We start from the raw sequence: 17428 nt of genomic DNA, 5'->3' as shown, positions 1-17428 counted from the left end.
CCCTTCCGCTCAGACACCGGCGTACGCGGGTGCGGGGGTGGGAGCGAGCCCGAGCAGCTTCTCGGCGTTGCGGTGGCCGATCTTGAGCCGGTCGGCGTCGCTGATCGGCGCGTCGCGCAGGAACGTCGTGGCCGTCTCGATGTCCTCGAAGGGGTAGTCGGTGCCGAAGAGGATGTGGTCGGCGCCCATCGAGAGCAGGGCGGTGAGCAGCGGGGCGGGGGAGCAGACGCCGCTGGTCGTGATGTAGAGGTTGTGCCGGATGTACTCCGAGGGGCGCCCGCGCTTCAGCTCGATGCCGTGGTGCGCGTGGAACTCCCAGCGCGAGTCCATGCGCCACATCACGAAGGGGAGGCCCTCTCCCATGTGGCCGAGCAGCAGCTTGGCGTTCGGGAAGTCGTCGAAGACGCCGCCGAAGATCAGCCGCAGGACGTGGGTGGCCGTGTCGACACCCCAGCTCCACATCGGTCCGACGAGTTCCGGGTGGCCCGAGAACACATGCGCGGTGTCGACGCCGTTGGCCGGGTGCAGATAGAGCGGTACGTCGAGGTGCTCGGCGCGCTCCCAGACGACGCGCAGCTCGGGGTCGTCGAGGTACCTGCCGTGGGTGTGCGCGTTGACGAGGGCGCCACGCAGGCCGAGCTGGGTGACCGCCCGCTCCAGCTCGTCGGCGGCGGCCTTCGGGTCCTGCAGGGGGAGGGCGCCGAACCCCGAGAAACGGTCGGGGTGCTCGGCGATGACGCCGGCGAGGAAGTCGTTGACCGTGGCCGCCTGACGTACGGCGGCCTCCGGGTCCTTCTCCGCCTGGATGCCGGGGGAGTTCAGCGACAGCACCTGCATGTCCAGGCCGGCGGCGTCCATGTCGGCGAGGCGTTCCCCGGTGAGGTCGAGGAGGCGGCGGGAGGCCTCGGCCCACGCTCGGGGCTCGGCGATGGACGCGGTCGAGGCGCCGTGGCCGACCAGGTCCGGGGTCACGAAGTGCTCTTCGAGGCCGATCAGCTTCATTGCGGAGTTCTCCTCGGGTGATCTCGACCGCGGATCTCGTCCGCGATCGAGGTCTCGGGTGCAGTCGGGGAGCGGTGCCCGGCTCGGTGGGCGTGCCGGAGCGGATGAGATGCGCGGGTGTGTGCGCCGAAGGACAGTTGCTCGGGGCGGCTGCGGAACGGCCCGCCGGTGCGGCGGGGGGCAGCTGGGCGGAGGCGAGTGCCACCGCTCCCGCAGTTCACCAGAACGTAACGCGTTCCGCAATAGTGAATGTCAGATCGGTTTGCGGACCGGTTCGGACTCGCCGCGCCGATAGGCTGAACGCGTTCATTCGCCGGCAGGGAAGAGGACCGCGCCGTGACCACGACCGACCCCCGGGAGAACGGGGAGCGTCAGGGGATCCAGTCCGTCGAGACGGCGATGCGGGTCCTGCTGGCGCTGGAGAGCGGCGGCGGCGCGCTGAGTCTGTCGGCGATCGCGCAGGCGAGCGGGATGCAGCCCAGCAAGGTGCACCGCTACCTCGTCAGCCTCGGCCGCATCGGCCTGACCTCACAGGATCCCGCGTCGGGCCTCTACGACTTCGGGGCCGCGATGCGCCGCCTGGGCGCCGAGTCGCTGCGCCGCACCAACGAGGTGGCGGTGGCGAGCGGCCACGCGGCGCAGCTGAGGGACCGCACGGGCCACTCCGTGAACCTCGCCGTCTGGGGGGACCGTGGACCGATCGTGGTGAGCTGGGCGTACGGCACCCGGCCGCTGCCCCTGACGGTGCGGGTCGGCGCCACGCTTCCCCTGCTCACCTCGTCCGTGGGCCGGGTCTTCCTGGCCCACCTGCCCGAGAGTCTCACCGACGAGGTCCTGGGCTCCGAGCTCCGCGGCAGGGAGGCGGAGTGGAGCGACGAGCGCCTCGCGGCCCTGCGGGCTCAGGTCCGCGAGCAGGGCCATGTCGTGACGCACGGCGGTGTCATCCCGGGCATCATCTCCGTCGCCGCCCCCGTCTTCGCGGCCGGCGACCCGCTGCCGCTCGCCGTGTCCGTCGTCCTGCCGGAGAGCCTCGGCACACCGGACCACCTCGCCGAGGTCACCCGTGAGCTGCGCAGCACGGTGGCCGCGGCCTCGCACGAGCTGGGGCACCTGTCGTAGGGCAGGACCGCTACTCCTGAGGGGCGGGGCGGGTCCCGGCCACCTCGTCGTAGTAGGACTCGGCCGACGGGCCGAGGAGGTCGTGGGCCTCCAGGAACATCTCGTGCGCCTCGTGGCCCACCCAGCCCGCCGGGAGGAGCTCGGTCGGCAGATCGGGGTCGCGGAAGGGGAACTTGCGGTAGTCGTACGTCAGCCGCATGCGCTCGACCAGCGCCTCCTCGGGGCTGAGGTGCCCGGCGCGGTACGACGGCATCCGGCCGAGGTAGGTGCGCAGCAGCTCCCGGTAGTCCTCGTTGAGGGCGGCGAGATCCCAGCTGCGCGCCGCCATCTCGCGGTCGACGGGCAGCCCGCCGGACTGGCAGCGCAGGGTGTCCAGACGTACGGCCGGCTCGTCCGCGAACTTCTCCCGGACCTGCTGGAGCCGGTCGTGCGGGGAGACATAGGTGGACGGGGCCAGCGGGCCGAAGCCCAGCCAGGCCAGTTCCTTGCGGATGCGGTCGCGGACGCCGCGCTCGGTCTCGGGGACCGAGTAGATGACCATGTACCAGTGCCGGTCCCAGTCGGACGGCGCCCGGTCGAAGATGCGTGAGCGGCCCTCGTCGAGGAGCTGGAGGCTGCGCTTGTTGAGCGCGTAGAGAGTCTCCCTGCCCTCGCGCCGGACGTCGAACCAGCCCTCCTTGCGCAGGCGCGCGAGAACCACGCGCACGGTGCTCTCACCGACACCGAAGCAGCCCATCAGGGTGCTGAGGGTGCGCAGCCGGGCGGCACCGCCGCGGTAGCGGACGTAGTCGCCGAACAGGTCGAAGACGATCGATCGAGGCTTCACGGAACCGACTATGTCACACGGACGGCCGTCGTGAAGATGAGCCACCGAAGGTCATAAGCCCGTGCCAGGGCCCGAGAAACGATCGCAGGAAAGCGAAACAAATTATTGACGTCCGTGTATCCATTGACACAAGATGCGTCCGGGCCTGAGTCTGGGCCTGTACTCGATGTGGAGGCAGGAGCCATGGTTTCTCGGATCGCTTGCGTGGGAGGCGGCCCCGGCGGGCTGTTCTTCGCGACGCTCATCAAGCAGGCCGATCCGTCGGTCGAGGTGACGGTCTTCGAGCGGAACCGCCCGGAGGACACCTTCGGCTTCGGCGTGGTGTTCTCCGACGCGACCCTGGCCGCCATCCACCAGGCGGATCCCGTGCTGCGCACCGCGCTCGCGGAGCACGGCCGGCACTGGGACGACATCGAGGTGCGGCTGAAGGGACAGCGGATCCGCTGCGGGGGCAACGGCATGGCGGCCATCACCCGCAGGACCCTGCTCCACCTGCTGCACCGGCGGGCCGCGGAGGTCGGCGTCGAGCTCCGGTTCAGCCACGAGGTCCCCGCGGATCCCGAGCAGCTGGCCGACTACGACCTGATCGTGGCCGCCGACGGGGCGAACTCCCGCTTCCGTGACCGTCTCGCCGACATTCTCGTGCCGGAGGTGGAGGTCGCGACCGCGAAGTTCATCTGGTTCGGTACGAACTACCTTTTCGACGGCCTGACCTTCGTCCACGAGCACGCCCCGCACGGCACCTTCGCGGTGCACGGCTACCCGATCAGCGACAGCGTCAGCACCTTCATCGTGGAGACCGACGAGGAGTCCTGGCGGCGGGCGGGGCTCGACGACTTCGACACCGCGCAGCCGCCCGGCCCCAGCGACGAGAAGACCAGGCACTACCTGGAGAAACTCTTCGCCGAACAGATCGACGGACACGAACTCCTGGTCAACAACTCGCGCTGGGGCAACTTCCGCACCCGGCGCACCCACCGCTGGCACAGCGGCAACCTCGTCCTGCTCGGCGACGCCGCGCACACCGCGCACTTCTCCGTCGGCTCCGGAACGAAGATGGCCATGGAGGACGCCATCGCCCTCGCCGACAGCCTCCTCGCCCACCGCGACGACCTGCCGAGCGCCCTGGAGGCGTACGAGGCGGCCCGGCGGCCCTCGGTCGAGAAGATCCAGGCCTCCGCCCGGCCCAGCCTGTCCTGGTGGGAGCACTTCGGGCGGTACCACGACGCGTTCCGGCCGACGCAGTTCGCCTTCCACTTCATCTCCCGCAGCATCGGCAAGGAACGCATCGCGCGCCGCGACCCCGAGTTCGTCGAACGGGTCGTGCGCGACTGGCGGGCGACGCACGGCGGGCGCGACCCCCTGGACACGCCCTTGCGGGCGGGTGAGCGGGAGTTCGGCGGCCGGTGGGTGTCACCCGAGGACCTGAGCGGCCCGGAGTCGGGGTGCCTGTGGCTCACCGCACCGGACACGGAAGCTCAACTCACCGAGATATTCGAGCAGTTGGCCCGCGCCGTGAACGGCACGACCCCGCCCGCGCTGGTCGCCGTCCAGGACGGAACCCCGCTCACCCGCTCGCTGCTCGCCGAACAGGCCCGCCTGGTGCACGGCGTGCCCGCACTGATCGTGGAGGACGGCATGGACGACGACCGCGCCGAGACGCTGCTGCTGTCCGGACGCGCCGACCTGGTGGGACGGGAGCGGGCATGACCACGCACCTGACCCCGCTGTTCGCGCCCGAGGGCGTGGTGGTGATCGGCGCCTCCCGGCAGAGCGGCAAGCTCGGCGCCGCCATGGCCCGTTCACTCGCCCCCTTCCCCGGCGCCCGCGCCCTGGTCAACGCCCGCCGCCCCGAACCCGACGAGGGTGTGTACGCCTCGGTCGCCGAAGCGGCCGCGCACACCGACGGACGGCTCGATCTGGCCGTACTCTGCGTCCCCGCGGCCGGCTGCGCACAAGCCCTGGCCGAAGCGGCCGCCGCCGGCTGCCGTGCAGCGCTGGTCTGCGCCGGCGGTTTCGGCGAGGCCGGCCCGGAGGGCGAGGAGCACGCGGAGGAACTGCGCCGCGTCGCCCGGGAGACCGGCGTCCGGCTGCTCGGCCCCAACACCTCCGGCTTCTTCGCCCCCCACCTCGGGCTGACGGCCAGCTTCGTCCCCGCGGCAGGACAGCTTCCGGCCGGTGACATCGCCGTGGTCGCGGCCAGCGGCGGCGTCAACCACGCGCTCTCCTTCGACCTGGTCGCCGCCGGGAACGGCATCAGCCTCGGCGTGGGCATCGGGGCGGGCCTCGACGTCGACGCCGCGGACGTCCTGGAGCACCTCGCGGAGGACGGCCGTACGACAGCCGTCGCGCTGCATCTGGAGACGGTGCCGGACGGGCCGCGGCTGGTGGCGGCCGTACGCCGCGTGGCTGCCGTCAAGCCGGTCGTGGCCCTGGTCGTCGGCCGCAGCGATGTCGGTGACTTCGCCCGGTCGCACACCGGCGCGCTCGCCACCTCCTGGCGGACGACGCGGGCCGCGCTGCGCCAGGCCGGGGCAGTGGTCGTCGACGACGAACGGGAGCTGGTGGACGCGCTCACCGCGCTCTCCCGCGTCCAGCTGCGGCCCGACCCGGACCCGGGGCTCGGCATCGTGACCGCCCAGGCCGGGCCGGGGCTGCTGCTCGCGGACCGCGCGGGCACCGACGGCATCCGGATGCCGGAGCTGGCCGCGACCACCCAGGGCGCGCTCAGCGAGCTGCTGCCCCCGCTCACCTACCAGCGCAACCCGGTCGACACCGGCCGGCCCGGCGAGACCTTCGCCCGCGTGCTCGCCACGACGGCCGCGGACCCGGCGGTGGACCTGCTCGCCGTCTACGCCCTGACCGAGCCCGACAGCGTCGACCTCGCCTCGGCCGCCCAGGACGCGGGCCTCGGTGCGGACTCCCCGGCCGTGGTGGTCGTCGGCGGCCTTCCCGAGGACGTCGCCGAGCAGCGGGCACGGCTGCACAAGGCGGGGATTCCGGCGCTCACCGGACCGGCTTCCGCCGCCAACGCCGTACGGGCCCTGGTCACGCATGCCCGGCAGAGGGCACTGCGGGGGGACGGGCCTGCTCCGGAGCAGGCCGTTGCCCCGGTGCCCCCCGGCCCCCTGGACGAGGACGCCGCCAAGACGTTCCTCGCGGGGCTCGGCATCCGCACCCCCGACCGCGTCGCCTGCGACTCCCGCGCCGACGCCCACTACGCCCTGCGCCTGCTGGGCGGGCCCGTCGCCGTCAAGGTGCTCGACGCGGCGATCCTCCACAAGACGGAGGTCGGCGGAGTCCACCTGGGCGTGCGCACCCCCGAGGAACTCGACGCGGCGCTGGACGCCATCGGCCCCGGCCGCCGGTGCCTGGTGGAGGCGATGGCCCCGGCCGGCGGCGACCTCGTGCTCGGGGTGCGGCGGGACCCGGTGTTCGGGCCGGTCGTGCTGGCGGGTCTCGGCGGTACCGCGGCCGAGGCGCTCGCCGATGTGGCGATCCGGCTCGCCCCGCTCTCCGCGGCCGACGCCGCCTCGATGCCCGACGACCTGGCCGCCCGTGCCCTGCTCGACGGCTGGCGCGGCGGACCGGTGCTCGACCGCGCCGAGTTCGGACGGGTCGTCGCCTCGCTCGCCGCCGCCCTGGCCGCGAGCCCGGACACCGCCGAGATCGAGATCAACCCGCTGCGGCTCACCGCCGACGGACTGATCGCACTGGACGCCGTGATCGTGCATACCGCTCCACCTGCTGAGGAGAACGACCATGCCTAGGCCGAGCAGCGACGGTGCTGTGCCCTGGCCCGCGGAGTACGCGGAGCTCTACACCGCGAAGGGCTACTGGGAGGGCCACGCCCTCGGCGACCGGCTCCACGCCACCGCCGACGCGACGCCCGACGCGACCGCGGTCGTCGACGGCGACCGCCGGCTGACGTACCGGCAGCTCGCCGAGCACGCGGACGCCACGGCCCTGCGCCTGGCCGCGCTCGGCCTGCGCCCGGACGACCGGCTCGTGGTGCAACTGCCCAACACCGTCGAGTTCGTGATTCTCACCTACGCGTGCCTGCGCCTCGGAGTCGTCCCGGTCATGGCGCTGCCCGGGCACCGCAGACACGAGATCGGTCATCTCGTCGACCACAGCGAGGCCGTGGCCATCGCGGTGCCGGACTTCCTGAAGGACCACGACCACCAGACGATGGCATTCGAGATCGCCGAAGCCTCGTCGACGCTGCGTCATGTCCTGGTCCTCGGCGACAAGGTCGGCGACGATGCCGTGGACCTGCGGGAGTTGTGCGGGGCCCCCGACACACAGGGTGCCCGCGCCGCCATGGACGCCCACCGGCCCGACAGCCGCTCGATCGCCGTCTTCCTGCTCTCCGGCGGCACCACCGGACTGCCCAAATTCATCGCCCGCACCCACGACGACTACCTCTACAACGCCCGCCGCAGCGCCGAGGTCTGCGAAATCGGCCCCGACACGGTCTACTTCGCCGCCCTGCCCCTCGGACACAACTTCCCGCTCGCCTGCCCGGGCCTGCTCGGCACCCTGCTCCACGGCGGCCGTGTCGTCCTCGGTTCCCCCAACCCGGAGAAGGCGTTCCCGCTCGTCGAACGCGAGGGCGTCACCGCGACCGCCCTCGTCCCGGCCGTCGCCCAGCGCTGGCTCGACCACCACCGGGAACACCCCGGCGCCGACCTGAGCTCGCTGCGCCTCCTCCAGGTCGGCGGCTCCCGGCTCGCCGACCATGTCGCCCGCCGGGTACGCCCCGAACTGGGCTGCACCCTCCAACAGGTGTTCGGCATGGCCGAGGGGCTGCTCAACTACACCCGCCCGGACGACCCCGAGGACGTCATCTGCACGACGCAGGGCCGCCCCATGTGCGAGGACGACGAACTGCTCGTCGTGGACGAGCTGGGCAACCCGGTCCCCGAGGGGACACCCGGCGTGCTGCTCACCCGCGGCCCGTACACCCCGCGCGGCTACTACCGCGCCGCGGAGCAGAACGCCCGCGCCTTCACCGAGGACGGCTGGTACCGCACCGGCGACATCGTGCGGCTGCGGCCGGACGGCAACCTCGTCGTCGAGGGCCGCGACAAGGACATGATCATCCGGGGCGGGGAGAACATCTCCGCGGAGGAGATCGAGAACTTCGCCTACCAGACCCCCGGCGTCGCCCGTGCCGCCGCCGTCGCGATGCCCGACGCCCGACTCGGCGAGCGCGTCTGCCTCTACGTCGTACCGGAACCCGGCCACACGGTGACCCTCGACGACGTCCACCACGTCATGGCGCGCGCGGGTGTGGCCCGCTTCAAGTTCCCCGAGCGGCTGGTGACCGTCCCCGAACTCGCCACCACCAAGGTCGGAAAGATCGACAAGAAGGCCCTGCGCGCCGACATCGCGCGCCGCCTCGACGCCGAAGGAACCCCCGATGACCAATGACACCGACGCCACCGTGCCGGTCATAGCCCCGGAGGAGACGGACCCCGAACTCCGGAAGCTCTACGACGGCTTCGCGACAGCGGGACTCATCCCCCTGTGGACCGAGATCGGCAACCTCATGCCGCTCACCCCGCAGCCCGAGGCCGTCCCGCACGTCTGGCAGTGGGACACCCTCCTGCCGCTCGCCCGCCGGGCCGGCGACCTGGTGCCGGTCGGACGCGGCGGTGAACGCCGGGCGATCGCGCTCGCCAACCCGGGCCTGCCGGGGCGGCCCTACGCGACCCCCAACCTGTGGGCGGCCGTTCAGTACCTCGGCCCGCGCGAGGTCGCCCCCGCGCACCGCCACTCCCAGGGCGCGTTCCGGTTCATCCTGGAGGGCGAGGGCGTCTGGACGGTCGTCAACGGCGACGCGGTCGAGATGCGCCCCGGCGATCTGCTGCTCACCCCGTCGATGCACTGGCACGGCCACCATCACGTCGGGGACGCGCCCATGGTCTGGCTGGACGGCCTCGACATTCCCCTCGTCCACCGCCTCGACGCGGGGTTCTTCGAGTTCGGCGAGGACGGCGTGTCGGACCGGTCGACCCCGTCCCGGTCACGCAACGAACGGCTGTGGGGCCACCCCGGCCTGCGCCCGATCGCAGCCCCGCAGACCCCCAACTCCCCGCTGATGGCCTACCGTTGGGCCGACACCGACGACGCCCTCACCGCCCAGCTGCAGCTGGAGACCGAGGGGTACGCGGGTGTCATCGAGCCCGGCCACGCCGGCATCCGCTTCACCAACCCCGCCACCGGCCGCGACGCCCTCGCCAGCCTGCGCACCGAGATGCACCGCCTGCGCCCGGGCACCACCACCGCCCCCCGCCGCACCGTCGGCTCCTCCGTCTGGCAGGTGTTCCGCGGCAGCGGCACCGTCACCCTCGACGACCGGATGGTCGAGGTGAGCGACGGCGACCTGATCGCCGTCCCCTCCTGGTGCGCCCTGACGATCGCCGCCGACACCCAGCTCGACCTGTTCACGTTCAACGACGCGCCTCTCTACGAGGCGCTCCACCTCGCCCGCACCGAAACGACCGGGAGCAGCGCCTCATGAAGCTCGCCACCATCCGCACCGCCGACGGCACGGCGGCCGTCCGCCTCGACGGCGACCGGGCCGTGGAGACCGGTGCCCCCGATGTCGCCGCCCTGCTGCGCCGACCCGACTGGCGCACGTACGCGGCCGCCGCGGACGGCCCGGCACACGACACGGCGGCCCTCGACCTCGCCCCCGTCGTCACGACACCGGCCAAGATCTTCTGCGTGGGCCACAACTACCGCACCCACATCGCGGAGATGGGCCGCGAGATGCCGTCGTACCCCGCCCTCTTCGCCAAGTTCGCCAACGTGCTGCTCGGCGCCCGCGACGACATCGTCCACCCGGGGGAGACACAGGAGCTGGACTGGGAGGCCGAACTCGGCTTCGTCATCGGCGCGCCGCTGCGCCGCCGGGCCACCGAGGAGGAGGCGGCCGCCTCGATCGCGGGCTACACCGTCGTCAACGACATCTCCATGCGGGACTGGCAGTGGCGTACCCCGCAGTGGCTGCAGGGCAAGGCATGGGAGGCCAGCACCCCGGCCGGGCCCTGGCTGGTGACCGGCGACGAGATCGACGACGCGGCCGATCTGGAGATCCGCTGCGAGGTGGACGGCGAGGTCATGCAGCGCTCCCGCACCTCCGACCTGCTCTTCACCCCGGCGCACATCGCCGCGTATCTCAGCACGTTCACGACGCTGGAGCCGGGCGACCTCGTCCTCACCGGTACGCCCGGCGGGGTCGGCGCGGCCCGTGACCCGAAGGTGTTCCTGAAGCCCGGGCAGGTCGTGCGGACCGTGATCGAGGGTGTGGGGGAGTGCGTGAACACCATCGTCGAGGACAAGCCGTGACGGTCCTCGGCTGGGTCGAGGACGGGCAGCGCCGACTGCAACAGGCGATCGACGCGCTGCCCCCGACGGCGGTGGCCGAACCGTCCGCCCTGCCCGGCTGGACCCGCGGCCACCTGCTCACCCACCTCGCGCGCAACGCGGACGCCCTGGTCAACCTCCTGACCTGGGCCCGGACGGGTATCCCGACCCCGATGTACACCTCGCCGGACCAGCGCGCCACGGACATCGAGGCGGGCGCCGGCCGACCGCTCGACGAACAGCGGACGGACGTACGGGAGTCCGCCGCCCGGTTCGCCGAGGCGGCCGAGGCGCTGACGGACGACGCCTGGTCGGCCACGGTCACCAGCGGGCAGGGCCGCGAGATCCCGGCGTCCGAAGTGCTGTGGCTACGGGCCCGCGAGGTGTGGATCCACCTGGTCGACCTGAGGGTGGGCGTCGGCATGGACGCGCTGCCGCCCGACCTCGCCTGGGCCCTCGTACGCGATGTGGCCGGGTGGATGTCGGCCCGCGTGGCGCCCGACATCGGGGCCGAGCTGACGGCGGAGGGCCACGGCACCGTCGTACTCGGAACGCCCTCCCCGAGCGCCGGCACGGTCTCCGGACCGCCGCACGCCCTCGCCGCCTGGCTCACCGGCCGGGGCAGCACCGAAGAACTGCGCGGCGAGCTGCCGAAGCTCCCTCGCTGGATGTGACCGAGTGGTTGTCAACGATCAAAGGAGATCGGCATGAGCGAGACCTTCGTCCTGGTGACCGGCGCTTGCCACGGAGGATGGGCCTGGCGCTCCGTCGCGAACGAGCTGCGGGCCGCCGGGCACGAGGTGCACACCCCCACGCTGGCCGGACTGGGCGAGGACGACGACCCGCGCGACGTGACCCTGACCGACTGTGTGAACAGCCTCGTGGAGTACGTCGAACGCGCCGGTCTGACGGACATCACGCTGGTCGGCCACAGCTGGGGCGGCTACGTGCTGGTGGGCGCGGCGCCCCGGCTGGCCTCCCGGCTGCGTCGGCTGGTCTTCTGGAGCGCGTTCGTGCCCAACGACGGCGAGTCGCTGATCGACGCGTGCCCGCCGCACTACGGCGAGATGTTCCGCGCCGTGGCGGCCGCTTCCGGCAACAACGGAGTGACCTTCCCGTTCGAGGTGTTCCAGCAGGCGTTCATGCAGGACGCCGACGAGGAGACACAGCGGATCGTCCACTCCCTTCTCGTGCCGCAGCCACTCGGCACTTTCACGGAGAAGCCGGACACGAGCGCGTTCTACGCGATGGACATCCCGACCGCGTACGTCCTGTCCGAGGAGGACCTCTCCCTCCCCGGCGAGTGGCACTGGGCCGAGCGCTTCCCCCAGCGCCTGAAGAACCCGCTGATGATCGAGACACCCGGCAGCCACGAGGCCCTCTTCACCCGCCCCGCCGAACTGGCCGACGCGTTCCTGCGCGCCTGCGCGCAGTAGCCGGCGTCATCCCCACGAGAAGGGCACCGGACCGTGACCACCCGGGGCCGGGCGCCCTTCTCGTGCTTCTGGAAGAGGCCGCCGTCAGGGGACAGCTCTCAGGTCACGGCGTCTCGACGTCCCAGGTGAAGACGAGGCGGCTGTGCGGCTTGTCGAGCACGTGCCCCTCGGTCTCTCCATGGCCGGCGGTTCCCCTGGGGTGCACGGTCAGCCGGGGCCCGGGGCTGTCGCGTGCCCCGCGGTCCCAGGCGACGACGAGGCCGGCCATGGTCTCGGCGAGTGCGTCGGCATGTGGCCCGTGGGCGTGGACGCCGAACTCCCAGAGGCCGGCGGGGGAGGCGTCGGCGGGGAGCCTGCGGGTCAGGAGGTGGGCGAGGGAGTCGTCACGGACGAGGGCCGCGGCGTCCCAGCCGCCGGAGCGGGTGAGGACGCCGGTGTCGAGCTCGGGATCGACGGCGACGCGGGCGAACCCGTGGCCCAGGTGGGTCGCCAGCCAGAGCAGGAGCATGTCGAAGGGCGTGTTCCCGGCGATGGTGACCCCGGTCCACCGTTCGACCCGGGGCAGGTCGAGGGCGGCGTCGAGGCGGCTGGTGTCGGCGGGGGTGCCGTCGGCGAAGCGCACGGTGATCTCGCCGCCCCGCAGCCGGGTCGTGACGTCCGGGCGGTGGCCCGGGCCCTGGAGGGGGACGAACCCGCACACGGTGTAGGCGTCCGCGACCAGCACACCGTCCCGCTTGGTGAAGGGGATGGACCAGGTGTAGCCGTGGATGCGCAGCGGTACGACGAGCCGCCCGCCTTCGGTGAGCCGGCCGATCCAGGCGGGCGGGATGTCGCGGGCTTCGACGGTGACGAGGACGGCGTCGACGCTCCCGGGTGCCGTGAGCCGGGCCGGGGCGTGTTCGCCGTCGCCGAGGTGCACACCGACGCGGTGGTAGCCGGTGTCGGCGAGGAGGCGGCGGGCGCGGTCGGTGACGCAGGGGTCGATGTCGACACTGAGCACGGTGCCGTGCGGACCGACGATCTCCTGGAGCAGGGCGGCGTTGTAGCCGCCGGAGCCGATCTCGATCACCGTGTCGCCGGGGCGGAGGGCGGCGTCGCGGAGCATGAGGGCCTGGAGCCAGGGTGCCGAGACGGAGCTGGTGGCCGCCCCGCCGGGGGCGCGTCTGGTGACGGGCGCCTGCTCGGTGTCGTAGGCGTCCTCCAGGGCGAGCCCGGGCAGGAAGCGGTGGCGTGGGACGCGCCGGAAGGCCTCCTCGACCGCACTGCCTGCCTCCGCCCGGCCGTCCTCGACCAGCCGGTCGGCCATCGCGTGCCGCAACCGACCTGCTTCCGCGGCCTGTCGGGCGGGCTCGGGTGCTTCGATGGGGGCGATCGGGTAGCGGTGGACGGGCGGCAGGCCGGTCAGGAGGCCGGGCCAGACGGTGTCGATGACGTGCGCGCTCGGCGTGAACAGCGGCTGGGTGAGGGCGGGCAGGTCGGCGGGCTCGTGCCACTCCCAGCGGTGGATCAGGTGCGGCTCGGTGACGACCGGGTCGCCGGTGTGGGCGGTGACCCGGACGGCGGCCGTCATACGGGGGATGCCGTGGACGGAGTCCATCATCAGCGCCAGCAGCCGCGCGTCGCCGGCGTCGGCCTTCAGCCCGGTCTCCTCCTCCAGCTCCCGCACGGCCGCGTCGAGGAAGTCCTCCTCGGCGTCGTTCTTGCCGCCGGGCAACTCCCAGACCCCGCGCGCCGACCAGCCCAGCAGGACCCTCCCGGCGGCATCGGTGACCACGACGCCGGCGCCGGTGAGGGCGTGCGGGGAGGGGCGCCCCCTGTCGGCGCACTCGACCTGGGCGGGTACGGGTTCGCGCAGGACGACGAAGGCCAGGCCGTCCGCGTCATGACGTTCGGCGACCGCCCAGCCCGCGCACAGCACGCCGATCTCGTCCTCGTCGAGCGCGATGTCCCGCTTGCTGTCCGGTACGGCCGTGGCCAGGGGAGTGATCACGCAGAGGGCGCCGCCCGGGCGCAGCCGCTCGCGCAGCCGGTTCAGCACACGGGCGCGGTCGCGGACGAAGGCCCAGCTGAGGCGGAAGGTGATGAGGTCGTAGGCGGAGTGCGGCAGGTCGTCGAGGCTGTCCCGCTCGATGTCGAACCGGCGGTAGGTCACCGCCCGGGCGCCGGTGTCCCGGGCCTCCGCCCGGGCGAGGGCGGCCGGGGCGTGGTCGACGGCGTCGACCTCCCAGCCGGTCTCGGCGAGATGGCGGGCGAGTTCGCCCAGCCCGCAGCCGACATCCAGAGCGAGTCCGCCGTCGGGGGCCGGGGCGTGGACGGCGAGCAGCTCGCGCTCGGCGTCGCCGAGGGGGCGGAAGCTCAGCCCGCTCGCGTAGTGCGCGTCCCACTCGTCGGGGGTGGTGTATCCCACCGTGAAGGCTCCTTGCCTGGTCGTAGGGGTGTGGGTCGGTCAGCGGAAGGTGCCGTGGACGTGCGACCGGTCAACTGGGCTGATCCGGGACGCGTTACGGGCAGGAGAGGCGATGATACGAACCCCGCGGGGACGCTTCGAGGAGTGGTGAGTGCCGAGCTGGACCATCCCGTTGGTCCTCGTGGCCGTCGGCCTGCTGTGCCTCATGTTCCGTACGGGACGGCGCCTGCGGACCGTCATCCGTGCGTGCGGGGCCGTCGGAGCGCCGTCCTGCCGATCAGCGGTCGCAGCAGCCTCGGCGGTGCTGAGCGATCACGTCGAGCCGTCCGACGGATCGGGGAGTCGCGACAGTGCGCGGGCTGCCCGGTCGGCCGCGCGGCGGGCGTCCCGCGCCGCCCGGTCGGCTGCCTTCACCGCGGTCTCGGCTTCCCCCGCCGCGGCTCGGGCGTCCCGCTGTTCCTGCCGGGCCCGGTGCAGGCGCTCCTCCACCTGGGCGACACGTTCGTCGGCGTCGCTCGCACGGGCGACGGCGGCCTGGTGCGCCTCCTCGGCGGTGCGGAGCTCCTCGTCCCTACGACGGGCTTCCGCAGCGGTCTCGTCGGCCTCGGATCGGGCGCGCCTCAGCCGCTGACGCCGTTCCCTGTCCGCCGCGCTCGGCCTCTTTTCCGAGGGCGGCTTTTCGGAGAGGTCCGCGGGTGTCTCTCCGGCCGGTGCCGTCCGGCGCTCGGGCAGGACGTCGGGGGTGATCGAGTCGAAGCCGACCGCGGCCTGGGGAGCCTTCTCCAGCCGTCCCGCCGACCACTGCGCCGCGATGTCGGGGCTGCCGAGGGCGGCGTGGAAGATCTGCTCGACCTCGTGCCGGACGGCCTCGCTCACCGGATGCCCGGCCTGCCGCGCGAGCCCGGCGGCCTCCCGCGCCAGCGCGTCGATCACCTTGTGCTGTCGGCTGCCGGCCTCCCGCAGCCTGGCCGCGTCCAGTGTCCGATGCGCCTCGCGCAGCGTCTCACCGAGGGCCAGGAGCTTCTCGACTTCCTTCGGCCGCTCGCGGACGAACAGGTTCGACACCCAAGCGGCGAGCGTCGGTCTGCGCAGTCCGGCGATCGTCCTCGCGGCGGCCGTGTCCTTCGCCCGGCGTGCCTCGGCGACACGGGCGTCTCTCGCCGCGGTGAACTCGGCCGGTGGGAGCGCGTACAGCTCATCGACGACCTGCTCGACATGCACGCCCTCACTGTCGTCCAGCGCATGCCGCTGGAGAGGCAGCGGCGCGCGACAGGGGAGTGGCCGCCACGCTGATGGAGGGCGTGGCGTCCCACATCACCACCCGCCTGAACGCCTTCCGCCTACCCGCACACCGTCCACCCGGCACCACGCACCATGCACCATGCACCATGCACCATGCACGAGATCTTCACAGATGCGACCGCGAGGAAGTGTATGAAATTTGAAGCATCATCTCTTACGGTCTGATCATGTACGGCACCCAAGGTCCCGGCCACAGCCCACGCCTCGCCGATGTCGCTGAGCTGGTCCGCCTCCCCGCAGCGCTCAGTGTGCCCGGTGACATCCTCGCCGGCGCCGTCGCCGGTGACGGAAGGCCCCGGCTCCGGACGGCCGGCACGATCGCGTCGTCCGTCGCCCTCTACTGGGCGGGCATGGCCCTCAACGACTACGCGGACGCCGCCGTCGACGCGGTCGAGCGTCCGCAGCGCCCCATACCCTCCGGCCGGGTCCCGCGCCGGACCGCGCTGGCCACGGCCTGCGCGCTGACGGCGGCCGGTCTCGGTCTCGCCGCGCTGTCCGGCGGCCGCCGGGCGCTCGGCGTGGCGCTGCCGCTGGCCGGGCTGGTCTGGGCCTACGACCTTCGCCTCAAGGACACCCCCGCCGGGCCCGCCGCCATGGCCGGGGCGCGGACGCTCAACGTCCTGGCCGGCACGCAGCCGGGGCACCGGACCGCCGCGCTGCCCACCGCGCTGCTGGTCGGCGCGCACACCTACACGGTGACCGCGCTGAGCCGGCACGAAGTGGTCGGCGCACCGCGCACGGTGCCCGCCGCCACCCTGGCCGGCAGCGCGGCCACCGCCCTGGCCGCGGGAGCCCTGCCCCGTCTGAGACCCGGGAACCGGGCGGCCCGAGTGGGCGCGGCCGCCGGGGCGTCGGTCTACCTGGCCTCGTACGGCACGGCGCAGCTGCGCGCAGCCCGGGAACCGTCCGCGGGGAACGTCCGCCGGGCCGTCGGCACCGGGATCATGTCGCTGATGCCCCTGCAGGCGGCGCTCACCGCGGGCGGCGGGGCACCGGCCCTGGCCGGCCTGCTGGCCGCCGCGCACCCCGTGGCCCGGCGGCTCGCACGGAAGGTGTCCCCGACATGACCGCGCCGCCCGTGCCCGCACCGCGGCTCCGGTACGGCTTCGGAACCAACGGCTTCGCCCATCACCGGCTCGACGACGTCCTCACCGTCCTCGCCGACCTGGGGTACGACTCGGTGGGGCTCACCCTCGAGCACGGCCACCTCGACCCGTACGCCGCCGATCTGCCCCGCCGGGTCGCCCGACTGGCGGGAAAGCTCGACCGGTTGGGCCTCGCCGTCATGGTGGAGACCGGAGCGCCGTACCTGCTGGACCCCTGGCACAAACACCTCCCCACCCTCATGTCCGAGCCCGGCGCCGAGCGGCGCGTCGACCTGCTGGCGCGTGCCTTGCGCATCGCGGCGGACCTGGGCGCCCCGGCCGTCCACCTGTGCAGCGGCCCGGCGCCGGAGGACGTGACCGAGGAGGAGGCCTGGAAACGGCTCGCCGCCGGGTGCGCGGAGGCGCTGGACCTCGCCGACGAGCACGGCGTCGCCCTGGCCTTCGAGCCCGAGCCGTACATGTTCGTCGACACGGTGGAGAGATTCCTGGAGCTGCGGCACCGGCTCGGTGACCCCGACCTGTTCGGCATCACCCTCGACATCGGCCACGCCCACTGCGTCGAGAGCCGGCCGCTGCTGGACTGCGTCCGGCTGGCCGCACCGCATCTGCGCAACGTGCAGATCGAGGACATGCGGCGCGGCGTGCACCGGCATCTGGAGTTCGGGGCGGGCGAGATCGACTTCCCGCCGGTCCTGGCCGCCCTGAAGGCGGCCGGCTACCGGGGGCCGGTCTCGGTGGAGATCCAGGGCGCGTCCCTGGACGCACCCGAAGTCGCCCGCCGGTCCCTGGAGTTCCTCAGAGGCGCGGAGCCCTGCTGAGACCGCGGCGGCCCGCCGCCGTGGTGTCACCACCT

Annotated in this window: 14 protein-coding genes; 10 read left to right on the top strand and 4 right to left on the bottom strand. The window is 73.0% G+C overall.

The window, feature by feature from the left end; all coding sequences use genetic code 11:
- Positions 1-9: 9 nt before the first annotated feature.
- The gene (locus tag IE263_RS28100) at positions 10-1002 is read right to left on the bottom strand and encodes an amidohydrolase family protein (RefSeq protein ID WP_189940610.1); all 993 of its coding nucleotides are present in this window, start codon (positions 1000-1002) and stop codon (positions 10-12) included.
- A 336-nt stretch (positions 1003-1338) separates the two neighbouring features.
- Here IE263_RS28100 and IE263_RS28095 point away from each other — a divergent pair, with 336 nt between their 5' ends.
- Positions 1339-2121, top strand: a complete 783-nt coding sequence (locus tag IE263_RS28095; RefSeq protein ID WP_189940609.1) for an IclR family transcriptional regulator — start codon at positions 1339-1341, stop codon at positions 2119-2121.
- A gap of 10 nt (positions 2122-2131) precedes the next feature.
- Here the strand turns inward: IE263_RS28095 and IE263_RS28090 are convergent, their stop codons facing one another.
- Positions 2132-2947, bottom strand: a complete 816-nt coding sequence (locus IE263_RS28090) for a PaaX family transcriptional regulator (protein ID WP_189940608.1) — start codon at positions 2945-2947, stop codon at positions 2132-2134.
- A gap of 204 nt (positions 2948-3151) precedes the next feature.
- Here IE263_RS28090 and IE263_RS28085 point away from each other — a divergent pair, with 204 nt between their 5' ends.
- From IE263_RS28085 to IE263_RS28055, 7 genes are read left to right on the top strand one after another with little or no spacing between them, the layout of a single operon-like run.
- Positions 3152-4657 carry an FAD-dependent monooxygenase gene (locus tag IE263_RS28085; RefSeq protein WP_229911195.1) on the top strand — a complete coding sequence of 502 codons (1506 nt, stop codon included), beginning with the start codon at positions 3152-3154 and terminating at the stop codon, positions 4655-4657.
- Entirely contained in the window at positions 4654-6717 is a 2064-nt protein-coding gene (locus IE263_RS28080; RefSeq protein WP_189940606.1) for an acetate--CoA ligase family protein, read from the top strand. The genes IE263_RS28085 and IE263_RS28080 overlap by 4 nt, the downstream gene beginning before the upstream one ends.
- Positions 6710-8383 (top strand): (2,3-dihydroxybenzoyl)adenylate synthase, encoded by a 1674-nt coding sequence (locus tag IE263_RS28075; protein ID WP_189940605.1) that lies wholly within the window; start codon positions 6710-6712, stop codon positions 8381-8383. The genes IE263_RS28080 and IE263_RS28075 overlap by 8 nt, the downstream gene beginning before the upstream one ends.
- Complete coding sequence (locus IE263_RS28070) at positions 8373-9476, top strand: cupin domain-containing protein (RefSeq protein ID WP_189940604.1); 1104 nt, start codon at positions 8373-8375, stop codon at positions 9474-9476. The genes IE263_RS28075 and IE263_RS28070 overlap by 11 nt, the downstream gene beginning before the upstream one ends.
- Positions 9473-10306 carry a fumarylacetoacetate hydrolase family protein gene (locus IE263_RS28065; protein WP_189940603.1) on the top strand — a complete coding sequence of 278 codons (834 nt, stop codon included), beginning with the start codon at positions 9473-9475 and terminating at the stop codon, positions 10304-10306. The genes IE263_RS28070 and IE263_RS28065 overlap by 4 nt, the downstream gene beginning before the upstream one ends.
- Positions 10303-10998: a maleylpyruvate isomerase family mycothiol-dependent enzyme gene (locus IE263_RS28060; protein ID WP_189940602.1), complete on the top strand. Its 696-nt coding sequence runs from the start codon at positions 10303-10305 to the stop codon at positions 10996-10998. Before IE263_RS28065 ends, IE263_RS28060 begins: the two co-directional genes overlap by 4 nt.
- 33 nt (positions 10999-11031) lie before the next feature.
- Positions 11032-11760 carry an alpha/beta fold hydrolase gene (locus IE263_RS28055; RefSeq protein ID WP_189940601.1) on the top strand — a complete coding sequence of 243 codons (729 nt, stop codon included), beginning with the start codon at positions 11032-11034 and terminating at the stop codon, positions 11758-11760.
- 103 nt (positions 11761-11863) lie between these two features.
- On the opposite strand, the gene fxlM is transcribed toward IE263_RS28055, so the two are convergent.
- Positions 11864-14167 (bottom strand): methyltransferase, FxLD system, encoded by a 2304-nt coding sequence (fxlM, locus tag IE263_RS28050; protein ID WP_189940600.1) that lies wholly within the window; start codon positions 14165-14167, stop codon positions 11864-11866.
- Between the two features lie 312 nt (positions 14168-14479).
- Positions 14480-15388, bottom strand: a complete 909-nt coding sequence (locus IE263_RS28045; RefSeq protein WP_189940599.1) for a hypothetical protein — start codon at positions 15386-15388, stop codon at positions 14480-14482.
- A gap of 248 nt (positions 15389-15636) precedes the next feature.
- Between IE263_RS28045 and IE263_RS28040 the strand changes: the two genes are divergently transcribed.
- Both IE263_RS28040 and IE263_RS28035 read left to right on the top strand, forming a co-directional pair.
- Complete coding sequence (locus IE263_RS28040; protein WP_189940598.1) at positions 15637-16536, top strand: SCO3242 family prenyltransferase; 900 nt, start codon at positions 15637-15639, stop codon at positions 16534-16536.
- The gene (locus tag IE263_RS28035) at positions 16533-17393 is read left to right on the top strand and encodes a sugar phosphate isomerase/epimerase family protein (RefSeq protein WP_189940597.1); all 861 of its coding nucleotides are present in this window, start codon (positions 16533-16535) and stop codon (positions 17391-17393) included. The genes IE263_RS28040 and IE263_RS28035 overlap by 4 nt, the downstream gene beginning before the upstream one ends.
- The last annotated feature ends 35 nt before the right edge of the window (positions 17394-17428 follow it).

Source organism: Streptomyces aurantiogriseus (genome assembly GCF_014649375.1).
Lineage (GTDB): Bacteria > Actinomycetota > Actinomycetes > Streptomycetales > Streptomycetaceae > Streptomyces > Streptomyces aurantiogriseus.
Note: the sequence above shows the minus strand (reverse complement) of the source record. Positions and strands in the feature narration are given on the sequence as shown.